General features: G+C 42.9%; 12 protein-coding genes. 6 read left to right on the top strand and 6 right to left on the bottom strand.

Features of this window, described 5'->3' with window-relative positions:
• Positions 1 to 88 precede the first annotated feature (88 nt).
• Positions 89 to 1,813, top strand: coding sequence for a sensor histidine kinase (locus tag CWD77_RS10180; protein WP_101073473.1), 1,725 nt, complete (start codon positions 89 to 91; stop codon positions 1,811 to 1,813).
• A complete protein-coding gene (locus CWD77_RS10185) occupies positions 1,806 to 2,510 on the top strand; it encodes a response regulator transcription factor (protein ID WP_101073474.1) in 705 nt (234 codons plus the stop codon). The genes CWD77_RS10180 and CWD77_RS10185 overlap by 8 nt, the downstream gene beginning before the upstream one ends.
• Here the strand turns inward: CWD77_RS10185 and CWD77_RS10190 are convergent.
• On the bottom strand, positions 2,496 to 3,059 hold the full coding sequence (locus tag CWD77_RS10190; RefSeq protein ID WP_101073475.1) for an NADPH-dependent FMN reductase: 564 nt from the start codon (positions 3,057 to 3,059) through the stop codon (positions 2,496 to 2,498). The genes CWD77_RS10185 and CWD77_RS10190 overlap by 15 nt on opposite strands.
• Positions 3,060 to 3,446: 387 nt before the next feature.
• Positions 3,447 to 4,793 (bottom strand): replication-associated recombination protein A, encoded by a 1,347-nt coding sequence (locus tag CWD77_RS10195; protein WP_101073476.1) that lies wholly within the window; start codon positions 4,791 to 4,793, stop codon positions 3,447 to 3,449.
• A 149-nt stretch (positions 4,794 to 4,942) separates the two neighbouring features.
• On the opposite strand from CWD77_RS10195, the gene CWD77_RS10200 reads away from it, so the two are divergent.
• Complete coding sequence (locus CWD77_RS10200) at positions 4,943 to 5,380, top strand: CBS domain-containing protein (protein ID WP_101073477.1); 438 nt, start codon at positions 4,943 to 4,945, stop codon at positions 5,378 to 5,380.
• A 10-nt stretch (positions 5,381 to 5,390) separates the two neighbouring features.
• Here the strand turns inward: CWD77_RS10200 and CWD77_RS10205 are convergent, their stop codons facing one another.
• Both CWD77_RS10205 and CWD77_RS10210 read right to left on the bottom strand, forming a co-directional pair.
• Positions 5,391 to 6,941, bottom strand: a complete 1,551-nt coding sequence (locus CWD77_RS10205) for an acyl-CoA carboxylase subunit beta (protein ID WP_101073478.1) — start codon at positions 6,939 to 6,941, stop codon at positions 5,391 to 5,393.
• 22 nt (positions 6,942 to 6,963) lie between these two features.
• Positions 6,964 to 8,670 carry a hypothetical protein gene (locus tag CWD77_RS10210; RefSeq protein WP_101073479.1) on the bottom strand — a complete coding sequence of 569 codons (1,707 nt, stop codon included), beginning with the start codon at positions 8,668 to 8,670 and terminating at the stop codon, positions 6,964 to 6,966.
• A gap of 148 nt (positions 8,671 to 8,818) precedes the next feature.
• Here CWD77_RS10210 and CWD77_RS10215 point away from each other — a divergent pair, with 148 nt between their 5' ends.
• Positions 8,819 to 9,442, top strand: a complete 624-nt coding sequence (locus tag CWD77_RS10215) for an ABC transporter ATP-binding protein (RefSeq protein WP_101073480.1) — start codon at positions 8,819 to 8,821, stop codon at positions 9,440 to 9,442.
• 4 nt (positions 9,443 to 9,446) lie between these two features.
• A complete protein-coding gene (locus CWD77_RS10220) occupies positions 9,447 to 10,547 on the top strand; it encodes an aminopeptidase (RefSeq protein ID WP_101073481.1) in 1,101 nt (366 codons plus the stop codon).
• A gap of 207 nt (positions 10,548 to 10,754) precedes the next feature.
• Here the strand turns inward: CWD77_RS10220 and CWD77_RS10230 are convergent, their stop codons facing one another.
• Positions 10,755 to 10,937 (bottom strand): hypothetical protein, encoded by a 183-nt coding sequence (locus CWD77_RS10230; protein ID WP_101073483.1) that lies wholly within the window; start codon positions 10,935 to 10,937, stop codon positions 10,755 to 10,757.
• Between CWD77_RS10230 and CWD77_RS10235 the strand changes: the two genes are divergently transcribed.
• Complete coding sequence (locus tag CWD77_RS10235) at positions 10,938 to 13,691, top strand: TonB-dependent receptor (protein ID WP_101073484.1); 2,754 nt, start codon at positions 10,938 to 10,940, stop codon at positions 13,689 to 13,691. It begins immediately after the preceding gene.
• Between the two features lie 157 nt (positions 13,692 to 13,848).
• On the opposite strand, the gene clpB is transcribed toward CWD77_RS10235, so the two are convergent.
• The gene (gene clpB / locus CWD77_RS10240; protein ID WP_101073485.1) at positions 13,849 to 16,485 is read right to left on the bottom strand and encodes an ATP-dependent chaperone ClpB; all 2,637 of its coding nucleotides are present in this window, start codon (positions 16,483 to 16,485) and stop codon (positions 13,849 to 13,851) included.
• Between the last annotated feature and the right edge of the window lie 2 nt (positions 16,486 to 16,487).

Below are 16,487 nucleotides of genomic sequence, written 5' to 3' on the forward strand. Positions count from 1 at the left end.
ATCTGTCATTTGTAAAAATGTATTATATCTTGTGTAGAATAGAACCGTTGTTTCTATTTTGACTAAGTTCTGAAAACAATCATAAACTATGCCGTTTTTTAATAAAATGCGTAAACGCAATACTGTGAGGTGGCTGTTCCTGAGTTTGGGAATTGTAGCAGTGCTGGCACTTACCGTAATGAACGTTTACTCCCTTTACGCCCTGCGAGAGTCTACCATTGAGTCTGCAAAAGACAATAAAAAGAGTCAGCTTGACGAGTTCACGCTACAGGTTCGTCATCAGTTTGGCGGTCCCTTCAGAGAGCTTCGAAAATTAGATATCGAAAAACTCGAAAACAGCTGGTCGGTCAGCGGAAATTTCCCAACTCATTTTATTGAAGTATTGGTCATGGCTTCAGAAGAGCCTTTGTATGACGATATTTACTACAACCCCAGCGACTCTGATGCTTGCTATGATAGCGATCAGCCGCTTTACAAATTTGATGCAGATTTAAAAATGTTCACCCTGGTTCAGGATGTACCCGATTTAGTTTGTGACGGCTTTGGGATCTCCAATTCCAGGGTAAAAGCATTGATTGATGATTACCGTTTCAACAATAAAGTAACCTTCGATGCTCATCGCAGTATGAACCTCGCTCTCATTAATTTAGAAAAGCGATCCGTAATCGGGCATTTAAACTTTACAATCAACAGAGATTATCTGATCAATGAAGTGATTGCAAAACAGTTAAAAGAGCAGTTTGGGCCAACAGACAAAACCGGTATCGTTGTGTGGCTTCGCGACTGGATTCAGGATGATATTTTATCCAGCAGTGACGATCAGTTTACCTACAACCGGGATGTTCATGAAATTGATATGAGACAACGTTTTCCTGAAATGCTGGAAAACTGGGTTCTCCATGCGTCCTTTTTACAGTCGCCTACCGTTGCAGCAACCAACGCTTCTCTTACCCGTAACTTGATAGTATTGGTATTTGCTGTTGTTGTTTTATTTGGAGCTTTGGTATTCATGTTTATAAACGCTCAGCGCGAACGGGAACTTGCTCAACGTCAGGCTGGCTTTTTGGCAAACATTACACACGAACTAAAAACACCGCTTGCCGTTATGCAGGCAGCCGGCGAAAATATATCTGACGGGCGGGTTAAAGATGGAGAGCGACTAAAAAGTTACGGTGAGCATATTTATAATGAATCGGTCCGACTACGGAAAATGATCGAGAAATTACTGGATGTTGCAAAAGTTGACTCCGGACAATCCGTTGTTGAACAGGCACCCCACCAGTTACATGCTCTTGTCACAGATTTTGTGCAATCCAATAAAAACTACATTCAATCCAAAGGATTTGAGATTAATTTAAACAGCGATCCAAATCTTCCACTGGTTATGATCGATCCGGATCATCTTGAAACGATCCTGAACAACTTAACTGAAAATGCTATTAAGTACAGTTCAGACAAAAAACAGATTGATATCAGCCTGAAAGAGAAGAATGATTTTGTAGAAATATCCGTAGCGGATCAGGGCGATGGGATTGCTAAAAAATCTCAACGACTCATTTTCGAAAAATTTTACCGTGTTGAAAATAGCCTGACTGCAAAAACTAAAGGTCATGGATTGGGTTTGGCCATTGTAAAAAATATGGTTGAATTGAATGGCGGTACAATCCAGGTTAAAAGTACTGAAGGAAAAGGCTCAACATTTATAGTTAGTTTTCCGGCGCTCATTAAAGGTCAGGACGACTTTGACACAAGCTTCAGCACCGGTTCTGTCGGCGATGAAATTAAAAACATAGACTCAAAACAATATGTCTGAAAAACAAAAGAAAATTGTCATCGTAGAAGACGAGCCCAGCCTCGTATTTACACTTAGAGACACTCTGGAAACTGAGGGTTATGATGTGACTGTTGTCCAAGAGGGAGATAAAGCCGTAGACACTGTCAAATCCGTTGAACCTGATTTAATGCTGTTGGACATCATGCTGCCGGGGACAAGCGGTTATGACATCTGTAAAGAAGTTCGGGAGTTGAAATACACCTTTCCCATTATCATGCTTACAGCTCGTGATCAGGAGATCGATAAAGTAGCGGGTTTAAATATCGGAGCTGATGATTACATGACAAAACCATTCGGGGTTAAGGAGCTCTTAGCCAGAATTAAAGCCCGTCTTCGTCGCGCCAATGCATATTCCAAAACAGGTCCCGTCGAAATGCTGAAGCTGGGAGATGTAAAAATAGACCTGAAAGAGTCAAAAGTCATCAAACCAAACGGTGTTGAGCATGAACTTTCCACCAGAGAAGTTGAGCTGATCCAATATTTAGTCTCTAAAGCAAATAAGCCAATTTCCAGAGACGATCTACTGGAAAATGTATGGAGATATGAATACAGTACCAACACACGTACTGTAGATGTTCATATTTCAAAATTGAGAGCTAAAATTGAAATGCAGCCCGATGACCCACGTTACCTGGTAACTCTTCACGGAGTAGGTTACATGCTACGCGTCAACTGATAAGCCCAAAGAATTTATTCTTTCCACAAAGTCAGGAAAACTGTCTAACTGGCTTAAAAGAAGCTTCTGAAGCACATCGTTATTTAAACCTTCATCAGGGTCGAATGTATCATTTACACGCTGAATGAACATTCTTTCAGGATAGATATAAGCTTTTCTATACTTTAAAAGTTGCTCAAACTGCTCTACCGGCCTGAGGGCGCCAAAAGCTCCGGCCGCCTCACCAATTAAGCTTACCGGAACCATCTCCATCGCGTCGGGAAATGGAAGATAGTCGAAAAATAACTTCAAGACACCCGGAAAACCTCCGTTATACTCCGGAATCACAAAAAGAAAACCGTCAGCTTTTAAAAATTCCTCATTAAACTCTTTAACGGAATCGGGTGTTTGTCCATACTTCCCACCAACAACATCCTCAAAAGGATAATCCATCAGGGAAAAGATTTTCGTTTCTGCTTTTTCAGCCAAATAATTTTCTACATACCCTGATACTTTAAGTGCGTTAGAATTTGGTCTGTCTGTTGAAGACAAAATGTGTATTAAACTCATGTGTATTTGTTGTTGAAACTTTTATTTAAGTCTTCAACATATCTGTTTCAAATTTGGTTCAATAGTCTCGCACAGATTAAACCAATCTGCTGATAATTCACCTCTTATATTTGCCATAAATCAGTATTGAAACCTATGAGCGAGAACTTTTTTAGACTTAAAAAAAGCGCTTTTCTGATCCATATAACTAAATAATAATTGCGTAATGATTTTTTAACTTAATTTAATTTGTATAACAGGCTATTTCACTTTATCATTTGACTGAAGACTTGATAAGTTATATCAGAAATTATTCAAGAGCTCATGTTATGGTAGACATCGAGCAATAGCTCCAATACTCAGCAAAGCCGGAATGGATAATTCCGGCTTTGCTATTTTTAAAACCCCTTACTCTTCGCCCTTAATTTTCTTAAGCCTTTCCCAAAGTTTTTTCTCTCTACCTGAACCATCCGCGCTGTACCAGGATTTGTCTTTCAGATCATCGGGAAGATATTGCTGAGGAACCCAGTTGTGTGGAAAATTATGAGGGTATTTATAATCTTCTGATGAATTTTTTACATCCAAATATCGAGAAGCCAGTTTATTTGCTGTTTTATCTTTAAGATGATCAGGGACACTCAGTACACCTTTATTTTCAATGATGCTGTTTATCTCAAAAATTGACTTGGTGCTGTTACTCTTGGCAGATAAAGCCAAAAATATTGCTGTGTGCGCCAGAAAGTATAACCCCTCGGGCATCCCTGTTTTCATGAAGGATTCGTGTGCAGCATTTACGACTGTAAGTGCATAGGGATCTGCCATTCCAACATCCTCTGATGCAAAAATGAGCATTCGCCTAAAGATAAAGTTGGGATCTTCACCTCCATCCAGCATTGCACTCATCCAGTATAGTGCAGCATCCACATCAGAGCCCCTCATCGATTTTATAAATGCTGAAGCATAGTGATAGTGTTCATCACCTGATCGATCATACCGAACACTTCTTCTCTGAATGGACTCCCTGGCGATATCTAATGTGATATTTACAACACCACCCTCGTCCCTGGCTGTTGATAGTGCCGCCACTTCGAGGGCATTGAGTGCATTCCTTACATCACCCCCTGCGTACTCAGCAAAATGCTCTTTCGCTTCTGCTGCAACGTTTATCTTCATATAGCCCAACCCTCTTTCTTGATCAGTCAATGCCCGATCAATCATAACCATCACATTCTCCTTCGTTAAAGGATGCAGCTCAAATAGCTGACAGCGCGACAATAATGGATTGACAAGTGAATAGAATGGGTTTTCTGTTGTAGCTCCAACCAATGTTATAATTCCTGACTCCAGGTGTGGCAGAAGGGCATCCTGCTGTGCTTTATTCCATCTGTGAATTTCATCCACAAAAAGAATCGTTTTTCGTCCGTTTGCTTTTTTTTGATGCTCTGCCTTTGCCACCACGTTTCTCAACTCCTTAATCCCATCCAATACAGCGTTGATTACCTCAAAACGGGCATCTATCTCTTTTGAAATAACATTAGCAAGAGTTGTTTTTCCGGAACTTGGAGGACCGTAAAAAATTAATGACCCTATGACACCACTCTCAATCATTCGCCTAAGCATCTTACCCTCACCTACCAAATGATCCTGTCCTGTAAACTCCTTCAGCGATACCGGACGCATTCGGGTTGCCAGAGGTTGATTTTCATAATCAGGTTTTTCGTCCGCCTTACCGGAGTCATCTTCAAATAGATTCATATTCCAAAAATTTTATTCTTTAGCAGATGATAGTAAAATTACACTGCAAATTCGCTGAGCAGATATTCAACTAAAAATGAGTAAATCCTTGCATAATGGATAAAATCTGCTTATTGATAGTTAGTACTTAACTTAAAAAGGGAGGTTATATGACAGTTAAAGATATTTTAAACCGAAAGGGTTCAAAGGTTTACTCCGTTCATCCTAATGAAACGGTTTATGATGCCATCAAAAAAATGGCCGATTTAAATATCGGAGCTCTTTTGGTTGTTGATGAGGGTAAAATAAAAGGGATCATATCTGAACGGGATTACCGAAACAAAATCATACTGAAAGGAAGAACATCCACATCTACACCTGTAAAAGATATTATGGTTCGGTCCGTTTTTTGTGTTAACAGTTCAGACAGCATCAACCTCTGTATGCAGCTTATGACTGAAAAAAAGATCCGCCATTTACCTGTATTAGACAATGGCGACCTGGCCGGTATTATTTCGATTGGTGATGTTGTAAAGTCGGTAATTGATAACCAAAAAGTTGAAATCAACTCACTTCGAAATTATATCGCCGGCAACTACCCGGGCTAACTGAATTCAATTAAAGAGGCAGGTTGTCGTGCTTTTTCTTAGGCACACGATCTGCTTTATTATGACACAGCTCAAACGCCTTGATTAATTTAACCCGGGTTTCCGAAGGCAGTACCACATCATCGATAAAGCCCCTGGCTGCCGCTTTGTAGGGATGAGCAAACTCTTCACTGTAACGGTCTTCAAGTTCTTTCTGCTTCTCTTCAGGATTATCAGCTTTCGCAATTTCTCGTCTGAATATAATTTCGACAGCCCCTTTGGTTCCCATCACGGCAATTTCTGCAGTTGGCCATGCAATATTGTAATCTGCCCGAATATGTTTCGAGTTCATTACATCATACGCGCCGCCATAGGCTTTACGCGTAATAACCGTCATTTTGGGCACAGTTGCCTCGCAAAACGCATAGAGTAATTTAGCTCCATGCTTGATGATTCCACCCCACTCCTGGTCCGTACCGGGCAAAAATCCGGGTACATCCTCAAACACAACCAATGGAATGTTAAAAGCATCACAAAATCGTACAAATCTAGCACCCTTAAGTGATGCATCAATATCTAATACTCCCGCCAATGAAAGTGGCTGATTAGCCACAATCCCTACCGTGCGACCATCCAGTCGCGCAAAACCGACCACAATGTTATCCGCATACCGTTCGTGAACCTCATAAAATGTATCCTTATCCATTACCCCATCAATCACATCTTTGATGTCGTATGGCTTATTAGGGTTAAGAGGCACCAGATCATCCAATGCACCGGCCTTGGCAGCATCGGGCTCCTTAGACGGCATACCGGGGACTTTCTCTTCGCAGTTTTGCGGAATATAGCTGATCAGCTTTCGAATATTTTTCAAACAAACGGCATCATTCTCTTCTGCAAAATGTGCCACTCCTGATTTTACACCGTGGGCCGAAGCTCCTCCAAGCTCTTCGGAAGTAACCTCTTCATGAGTTACGGTTTTGACCACGTTTGGACCGGTTACAAACATATAACTGGTATTTTTCACCATCGATACAAAATCTGTCAGTGCAGGACTGTAAACCGCCCCGCCGGCACAGGGCCCCATAATCGCTGAAATTTGAGGAATAACACCGGAGGCCATTGAGTTTCTCCAGAACACCTCTGCATATCCACCAAGTGAACTCACGCCTTCCTGAATTCTCGCACCGCCAGAATCATTCAATCCAATAACAGGAACGCCATTTTTCATAGCCAAGTCCATTACTTTACAGATCTTTTCGGCATGTGTTTCTGAAAGTGATCCGCCAAAAACTGTAAAATCCTGACTGAATACATAAACTGGCCGGCCGTCAATCTTCCCGTACCCGGTTACTACACCATCGCCCAGAAACTGTTGATCTTCGAGCCCAAACGCAGAACTTCGGTGAGTTACAAAGGCGTCTATCTCTTCAAAACTATTTTTATCGAGCAGAATATCTATACGTTCACGGGCAGTGAGCTTTCCCTTCTCATGCTGCTTTTCGATCCGCTTTTCTCCGCCACCCTTTTTTGATTCTTCCCTAAGTTTGAATAGCCGTTCTACTTTTTCGTTTTCAGACATTATCTGCAATTAAAATTCTTTATTATTTTCGCTCCTTGAAAAAGGTATGAAGTCTGTCGGTAAAATCAACAGCAACTTCATCGAATATATCGATATGGTTACGATTGAAAATCTCATCTTTAATAAACTTCGATGCACTTTTCCAATCATCTAAAAGCGCAATGTCTTCAAGAGACTCTTCGTAAGCCTTTTCTGATCCGCTAAAGATTTCACTTATAAACCGATTTTTCTCATCAGATAAAAACTCAATCAACGCTTCTGCCGTTGCTTCCAGACTTTCGTCAGCGTCTTCATCGTAACTGCCAAAAAAGCGATCCGCGAGTTTATCAGCCATTTCAAGCTTGTCATCTCTATCCGATTTTTTCTTCCTGCGATCTTCTTCTGAAGCAACACTGCTGAGATCTTCTCTTTCTAAAAACGCTCTCCAGATTGGCACGTCTTCTTCATCATCGGTTTCGTTGTAAAGCTCAATCGACTTCACACCTGTATCATCTTCGTCATCAGGTCTATCGGTTTCGGCCAAGTCTTCTACTTCAGATTCTGATGTAGTTTTATCCTCATCCACATGATCTTCATCATCGTTATCATCGCCGGAAATAGCCTTCCACTTACTTAAAAGATCGGTGTGAAGTTTTTTGGGATCCTCATCTTCCTCCTCTTCATCAAGGGTAAGATTCCCACTTCTGTAGTCGGAGGATGATTTCTTCAAATTCATCTCTTTATAGAGATTCTCCTCCTCATTCTCCTGATCTTCCTGATCTAATCGAAATTTTGAGTGAAGCTCCTCTTCTGACTCATCACTGTCTTTGGAAATTTCTGCCTCTTCGTCTTCTTCCGGCAGTGAATCCCCTCTTCGTTTCTGAAATGAGTTCAGAATAGAATCTTCGGCATCTTCGTTCTCATCATCTCCTTTCTCAGTAACCTGCGTTTCCTGAACCGGAGGTTTAGGTCCAGTCTTTTTGTCGGTATCAGGTTTTTGAGTTTTTACAACATCTTCATCCTCATCAAGCAGCTGCTCGGGTGAAGACATAACTTCAATAAATTCGGTACGATTCAGTGACTTATTCAGCCGATCAAAAACCCTGGAGATTTTTTTACGCCCTTTATCTTCAAAATAGACCCGAAACAGATCTGTATCTACGGATGGGCCGGCCAGAACAAAAAGAGGCTCCAGTTCCTTTGCCCAATCCAGGGAATTAAAGGAGGAGATTAATTTTTCATCAATCTGGCCAATGATTTTTTTACAATCATCTATAACCAACTCGGTTTTATTCTTCTTTTCCATGTAACGGATCAATGCGGCCGCAAGCGGTCTGCCGATTGTTACATATCGAATTCTCTTTTTCAGTTTTTCAATCGAGAGTGAGGTGTCGCTGCCAAATAGAATTTCCGGAATAGCTTTGCGAGGTTGTGTTGCCAGTTCCAATGCATCGGCAACAGCGGTTTCCAAAAGAGGAGCCGCATAAGATGAAGGCATTCGTACTTCTGCTTTAATCGCTTCCAGAAAGTTTTTCCATGCAAATCGAACTGAATCACCATCCATATCCGCCCATTCTGTTTCAGGCGGACCTACGGATTCACTCAAATTTTGGTGCATTTCAAGGATCACTCTCTCTGTGATAAAAGGAGGAATGTCCAGAACCTGAAGATCGTCCGGGGTGTAAAACTCTCTGAATCGGGGTAGCTGAGCTGTCAGCTTCTCAGTGATGTGGCGTACTATTCGCTCCATATCCTTTTATATTTACTTATTCTGTAAATGTATTTAGATCTCTATTATAAAAACTTTTCTTCAATAACTTTGCAACCAATTTTGATTCAATTTCATAAAACCTCTCTTTTTTCTTCATTTTGCATCTCTTTAAATTTACCTTCCAATCATGATTGAGATTAAAGCGCAAAATATTGAAAAAAAATATGGTACAAAGCGTGTACTTACGGGCATCGACTTTCACTACCAATCCTCCGTTTTGGGGATCGCCGGTTCAAATGGGTCCGGTAAATCAACACTTTTAAAAATGTTATCCGGTTTATTAAAACCTACATCCGGAAATATTTTCTGGAATATAGATGGTGCTGATTTTTTACCTAAAGCAATTAGTCCCTATCTCGGTTTTGCAGCTCCATATATTCAACTATATGAAGAACTAACCGTCGAAGAAAATTTACGTTTTTTAGTGAATCTTCAAAAAAACTCTGTTATAGAAGATCTTAATGCCCTATTGAGCCGATTCGAAGTAAAAAAGTTTCGTAATTCCCTCTACGGTAACCTTTCAACAGGTCAGCAGCAACGGGTAAAATTAGCATCAACCGTAATAAAAAATCCATCCATTCTAATGCTGGATGAACCCGGTTCAAACCTGGATGAAAAAGGTAAAGTTTTAATTCAATCCCTTGTTCAATCTTTTCGTGAAGATGAACGAATGGTTATCATCGCCTCCAATCAAACGGATGAACTCGACATGTGCGACCATCAAATCGACCTGAACAATCTTAAAAATTAACTCTATGTATACTTCAGAAGACCGAAAATTAGCTCTGCAACTTCTTAACCACAGTGTAGAACTGAAAAAGGGAGAAAATATTATGCTTCAGCTTGTGGGGCTGAACGGTATCGGATTAATTCGGGCGCTCACCGAAGAGGTTAGAAACAAAGGAGCGCATCCCTTTATCAAAATTGAGGATCCTGAAATTAACCGATTGCTGCTTGAAAAGGGTGATGATCATTTTTGGGAAAATCAAACCGAGACCGACCAGCTGCCTTTGATGAAACAGATGGATGCTTTTATCGGTATCCGGGCAGCTGAAAATATCTACGAAAATTCTGAGGTACCTAAAGAATCGAACCGAGCCTATTCACAGAAATTCCTGAATCCGGTTCACTTCGAAGAGCGTGTAAATCACACAAATTGGGCTGTACTGAGATATCCATCCGCAGCTTTTGCCATGAACGCCAAAATGCCCACCGAGAAGTTTCGAGAATTTTACTATAAAGCCTGCCTTTTCGATTACAACAAACTGGAGCAGGCTATGAAGCCGCTCGAAGAACTTCTTCGGAAAACAGATCTCATTGAACTTAAGGGAGAAGGAACAGATATCAGTTTCTCAGTAAAAGGGCAAAACTGGATTCCCTGTTTCGGGAAACGGAATATTCCGGACGGCGAACTGTTTTCGTCACCCATCATCGACTCTATTAATGGCCACATCACTTATGCCCCATCCGTCTACCAAGGAAAGCCGTTTGAATTTGTAAAGCTTGAAGTTGAAAATGGTGTCGTCACAGATTTTGATTCATCAAATAACTCTGCCCTTGAAGAAATTCTCGACACGGATGAAGGTGCCAAACGATTCGGTGAGTTTAGTTTTGGGCTGAACCCGATTATCAGCGAGCCGATGTACGACATCCTGTTTGATGAAAAAATCTATGGATCAAATCACCTTACCCTTGGAAATGACTACGAAATTGCTCCCAATGGAAATGAGAGTAATATCCATTGGGATCTGGTCTGCATCGGAGCGGATGTGTACCTGGATGGAGAGCTGATTCGAAAAGGAAGACAATTTGTAAAGGACGAACTGAAAGGGTTAAATCCTGAATCTTTGGTTTAGCAAAAGGTCAGCTTTAAAAACAAAAACCTCCAAGGATTCAGAATCCTTGGAGGTTTTTTATTGAATTTAATTTTCTCGTCAGCACGCTTTAGGCGGTCAGACGGATAAAGGAATTTCAACCCCCACTTTAAATCCGGCTGAACAGATTTCCTTACGCACCCTCTTTGCTTATTTTTATTAACTACTTCTTTCAAGCCCCTAACCTTATTAGTCTTTATACGCTTTTGGATTGAACGATTTATCTTGAAATCTGCTTTTTATAAAAATACCGGCTGCATCAGGGTACATTTCTGCAGTCTGTATAGAAGAAGTAAGACCATTTGGGAGTTGCCTCATCTGTATTCCAATAGTCTGCTTCAACAGATAAATCGCAATTAAATATCTCTTCATATGATACCAAAGCTCTTACAAAACAAAACGTATCGCACTTATTTAAAGGTAGTTAGTTCCTTGGCATTCCTGTTTGTGTTTACAGCTACACAAGCATTTGCTCAACGCGGAACCGTAGAAGGTGTCGTTTCAGATACCGACAATAATCCGTTACCGGGTGCCAATGTAGTGTTGGTTGGTGAAAATATTGGTACATCAACAAATCCCGATGGTGAATATTCAATTAACGCGCCGGCCGGCGATTACACACTGCAGGTCAGCTTTCTGGGATATCAAACGAATCGTCAGTCTATCTCAATATTGTCAGGTGAAACACTCACGGTAAACATCACTCTAGAAACGGCTACTGTGGGCGGGGATGAAGTCGTTGTTTTGGGTACACGTCGTCAGGGCCGAACCATCACACAATCACCCGTACCTGTTGATGTAATCAGTGCCGAAGAAGTGCAGGCGACTGGTTTTTCTCAAACTACAGCCGTGATTCGCGCGCTGGTTCCATCGTTTAACTCCCCTGAATCTTCCATTACAGACGGTACAGATCATGTTCGTCCGGCCACACTTCGCGGTTTAGGACCGGATCAAACCCTGGTTTTGATTAACGGGAAAAGACGACATACAAGCGCCATTCTTCATGTAAATGGTTCTGTAGGTCGCGGTGCTACCGGTGTTGACTTGAACTCCATACCTGTGAATATGATTGAACGAATTGAAGTTTTACGGGATGGAGCGGCGGCTCAATACGGATCTGATGCCATTGCGGGTGTAATCAATATTGTTCTTAAAAATTCTACAGGGTTGGATGCCTCTTTCTCTTACGGGCAAAACCTGACTCAGGAAGAGAGAGGCTACGCCCCTAATCAAGCTCTGCCAGATGGTGGATCAACTGCCGGTTTTCAAAGTTCTCCATACTACCCGGGCCAAGAAGATGTATGGCATCATGATGGAAAAACTGTAAACCTCCATCTTGGATACGGTTTTGAACTCCCAAACAATGGTCAGCTCTATGTATCAGGCCAGTATCGTGATCGGGGAATTACAAATCGGGCCGGAATTGACCCAAGACCAAATTATCCGGAAGTGAATGGTGATCCCGATCCACGTGAATTTACGTTTGATCGCATCAACCACCGTTATGGTTCAGGTGATCTTCTGGATGTGAGTGGATTTTTTAGCGGTAATATGGAAGTTGCCGATGATGTTGAACTTTATGCCTTTGGCGGGATCAGCCTGCGTGAAGGTGAAACCGGAGGATTTTATCGGCGTGCTCTGGACGGCAGAAATGTCCCCGAATACTATCCCGATGGATTTCTACCTTTAATCACATCCAATGTATATGATGGATCTTTTGCTGCCGGTTTAAAAGGACGAGCCGGTGACTGGAGTTACGACTTCAGTCAGGTTTATGGCCATAACTCTCTGGAATACGGTGTAACCAACTCGGTGAACACATCCATTGGAGTTGGCAGCCCTACCACGTTCAAAGCCGGAACACTGGCATTTGATCAGGCAACCACAAATCTTGATTTTGTGAGAACAGCTGATATCGGAACCGCCCAGCCATTGAGTATTGCTTTGGGTAGTGAATTTCGATACGAACTCTATAGAATCATCAGAGGTGATGCAGAATCATATGCCGATGGCGGGAACGGAGCTGCACCCGGTGCACAGGTATTTCCAGGATTCTCACCGCGTAATGAACAGAATGAAGATCGTTACAGTATCGCAGCCTATGCCGATCTGGAAACGGACATCATTGATCCGTGGACTCTGGGATTAGCCGGACGATTTGAAAGCTACAGCGATTTTGGAAATACACTTACAGGTAAGCTTTCGACCCGGTTTGAACTTGTGGAAGGACTCGCTGTAAGGGGAGCCGCCAGCACAGGGTTCCGTGCTCCATCGCTTGCCCAATCGTACTTTACATCCATCGCTACCGTATTCATTGATGGAACACCTTTTGAAGTGGGAACTTTCCCTGTAAATTCTACTGCCGCGCAAGCTTTGGGAGCCGAATCTTTAGAGGCTGAAACTTCTGTAAACCTGAGTGCAGGTGCCACGTTCGAACGCGGTAATTTCTCTCTAACAGCCGACGTCTATCGCATTACCATAGACGATCGAGTAGTATTCACCGAAAACTTTACCGGTGAAGACCTGGCAACATTCCTGCAGAATCAGGGAATTAATGCAACAGGCGGGCGATATTTCACAAATGCTGTGGATACGGAAACACAGGGTATAGATATCATCGCTCGATACGGTTTCAATCTCGCCGATAATTCAACCCTGCGCTTTACACTGGGGATGAATTTCAATGAGACTGAAATTACCAATAAAGATGAAATCGATACGCCCTCCGAACTTCAGGGCCTTACAGACGTACCGTTGTTTGGGCGTGTAGAGATTGGGCGGTTCGAGGTAGGTCAGCCAAGCAGCAACATCAACTTTATGGCCAACTACTCTCGTGACCACTGGTCGGTGATGCTTCGCGCTGTCCGATACGGTGAAATTGAAGTGCTTCGAGCAAACCCTGATGAAGACCAGGTGTACGGAAATGTATTTTCGACAGATCTGGAGTTCACTTATAACATCAGTGAAACCGTTCGATTCTCATTAGGCGGAAACAACATCTTTGATGTCTATCCGGACAAAACATTCCAGGGTAACAGCTTTAACGGAATCTTCCAGTATTCCGGATTTTCGCCTTCAGGATTTGAAGGACGTTATGTCTATTCCCGACTTACAATTAATATCTAATTCCCGGGCCTGACCCATAAAACAAAAACCTCCAAGGTTTCGAAAACCTTGGAGGTTTTTTATTGGATCAAACTCCCGTCAGCACGCTTTGTGCGGGCAGACGGGTGACCCTAAATCTATATCATTATATCCGCGTATAGCGGTCTGCCGGGTTTATTTAATCTGCCCACGCTTCCGCGTCACTGTATACTTCAGCGAACTCCAGTTTATTCCCGTCTTTACTTACTGTAGCTTCAAACTCAACTCCCTGCGAGTCATCCTCCCGCTGAATCAACTGTTTAGCCAGCTGATTTACGATTTGAGTTTGGATCACTCTCTTCAATGGTCTGGCACCGTATACCGGGTCATAACCGCGAACAGCCAGCCAGTCTTTCACATTATCCGATACAGAAAGGGATACGTTATTCTTAGTCAGCATACCCTCAACCCTTTTAAGCTGAATATCCACAATTTGTCGGATATGTCGCTGATCGAGCGGATGGAAAACAACCACATCATCAATCCGGTTCAAAAATTCAGGCCGTATGGTTTTCTTCAGCTGCTCAAACAACCTGTCCTGCAGTTCTGTGTACGTTGAATCATCCATTTCTCCCCCGCTCTTCTCAATCTGCTCAGAGATCAGGTGAGAACCGATATTGCTGGTCATGATCACAATGGTATTCGTGAAGTCGACCGTTACACCTTTATTATCGGTCAGGCGTCCATCGTCCAAAACCTGTAGCAGAATATTAAAGGCATCAGGGTGTGCTTTTTCAATTTCATCAAGCAGCACAACAGAATATGGCTTTCGGCGAACCGCTTCGGTCAGCTGACCACCTTCATCATAACCGACATAGCCCGGAGGCGCACCAATCAAACGACTGACGCTGTGTTTCTCCATATATTCACTCATATCAATCCGAATCATGGCATCCTCATCATTGAAGAGGAAATCAGCCAATGATCGGGCAAGCTCTGTTTTACCCACACCGGTAGATCCCAGGAACATAAATGAACCGATCGGGCGATTCTCATCCTGCAGACCTGCTCTTGCACGTCGTACGGCGTCAGAGACCGCCTCAATGGCCTGATCCTGACCAATCACCCGTTTATGGAGTTCTTCCTCCAGCTTGAGTAGTTTTTGCCGTTCGCTGGAAAGCATCTTGGTAACCGGAATACCGGTCCATCGCGAAACAATATCTGCAATTTCCTCAGCCTCAACTTGCTCCTTCAGAAGAGACCGACCTTCCTGAACATCATCCAACTTGGCTTTTGTTTCTTCAAGATCCTTCTCCAACTGTGTAATGGTTCCGTAACGCAGCTCTGCCACTTTCTCATACTCGCCTTCACGTTCTGCTTTATCGGCTTGATTACGTGCAGTTTCGATGGCCTGTTTCAGCTCCCGGGTTTTCTGGATCAATCCTTTTTCATGATCCCACTGTGCCCGCATCGATTTGCGTTTCTCTTCCAGATCGGCCAGTTCTTTCTCATTCGATTTCAGTTTGGCCTCATCCTTTTCGCGCTTCAATGCCTCACGCTCAATTTCGAGCTGACGAATCTGCCGCTCGATACTGTCAAGCTCTTCAGGCATAGAGTCAATCTGTAACCGAAGTCTTGATGCGGCTTCATCGATCAGGTCAATGGCCTTATCAGGCAGAAACCTGTCAGATATGTACCGGTGTGATAGTTCGGCCGCTGCAACAATGGCCGCATCCGTAATTCGCACACCGTGGTGAACTTCATATCGCTCCTGAAGTCCGCGTAAAATCGACACCGTATCTTCAATTGATGGCTCACCGACAAATACAGTTTGAAGTCGGCGCTCCAATGCTTTGTCTTTCTCAATATACTTTCTGTACTCGGTTAGCGTGGTGGCACCAATTGCATGCAGTTCGCCCCGGGCCAGTGAAGGTTTCAAAATATTTGCCGCATCCATTGAACCCTCAGTGGCTCCTGCCCCTACCAGGGTATGAATCTCATCAATAAAGAGAATCAGTTCACCGTCTGAATCCATCACCTCTTTAACCACAGCTTTAAGGCGCTCCTCAAACTCACCGCGGAACTTAGTCCCGGCCACTAGCGCTCCCATATCCAGGGCAACAATCTGTTTCGTTTTCAATCCTTCAGGTACATCACCTCGAACAATTCGCAGGGCAAGTCCTTCAGCAATTGCTGTTTTACCAACACCGGGTTCACCAATCAGAACCGGATTATTTTTAGTCCGGCGGGAGAGAATCTGCATCACACGACGTATCTCCTGATCGCGGCCAATTACCGGATCCAGTTTATTTTTCTCTGCCAGTTCATTTAAATTCCTGGCATACTTTTTCAACGCCTGATAGCGACTCTCTGCATTGGGATCGTCTACGGTTTGACTGCCCCGAACATCTTTCAAAATCTTTAAAATTTGATCTTTTTTTACTCCCTGCGATTTCAGCAAATCACTGCTTTCGGAAGAGGTTCCAATCAGACCCAGAAGGATATGCTCTGAACTGATATACTCATCACCAAGATCTGTCGCTTCTGTTTGAGCTTTGTCGAAGAGTGCCTTTGTGTTATTGGAAAGATATTGCCCGGATACCGATGCACCTTTTACAACCGGGAAGGTTTTAATTTTCTTCTCAAGCTGTTCCAGCAATCCTGATGTGGATACACCTATCTTCTTCAGAACCTGGATGGTAACATTCTCCGAATCGGATAGGAGCGCTTTTAAAATATGCGCCGGCTCCACAGCCTGATGGTTCGCATTTTGAGCGATCTCCAATGCCGCCTGAACAGCTTCCTGAGCTTTTATCGTAAATTTATTGAAATTCATCT

This window comes from Rhodohalobacter barkolensis (assembly GCF_002834295.1).
Taxonomy (GTDB): Bacteria; Bacteroidota; Rhodothermia; order Balneolales; family Balneolaceae; genus Rhodohalobacter; species Rhodohalobacter barkolensis.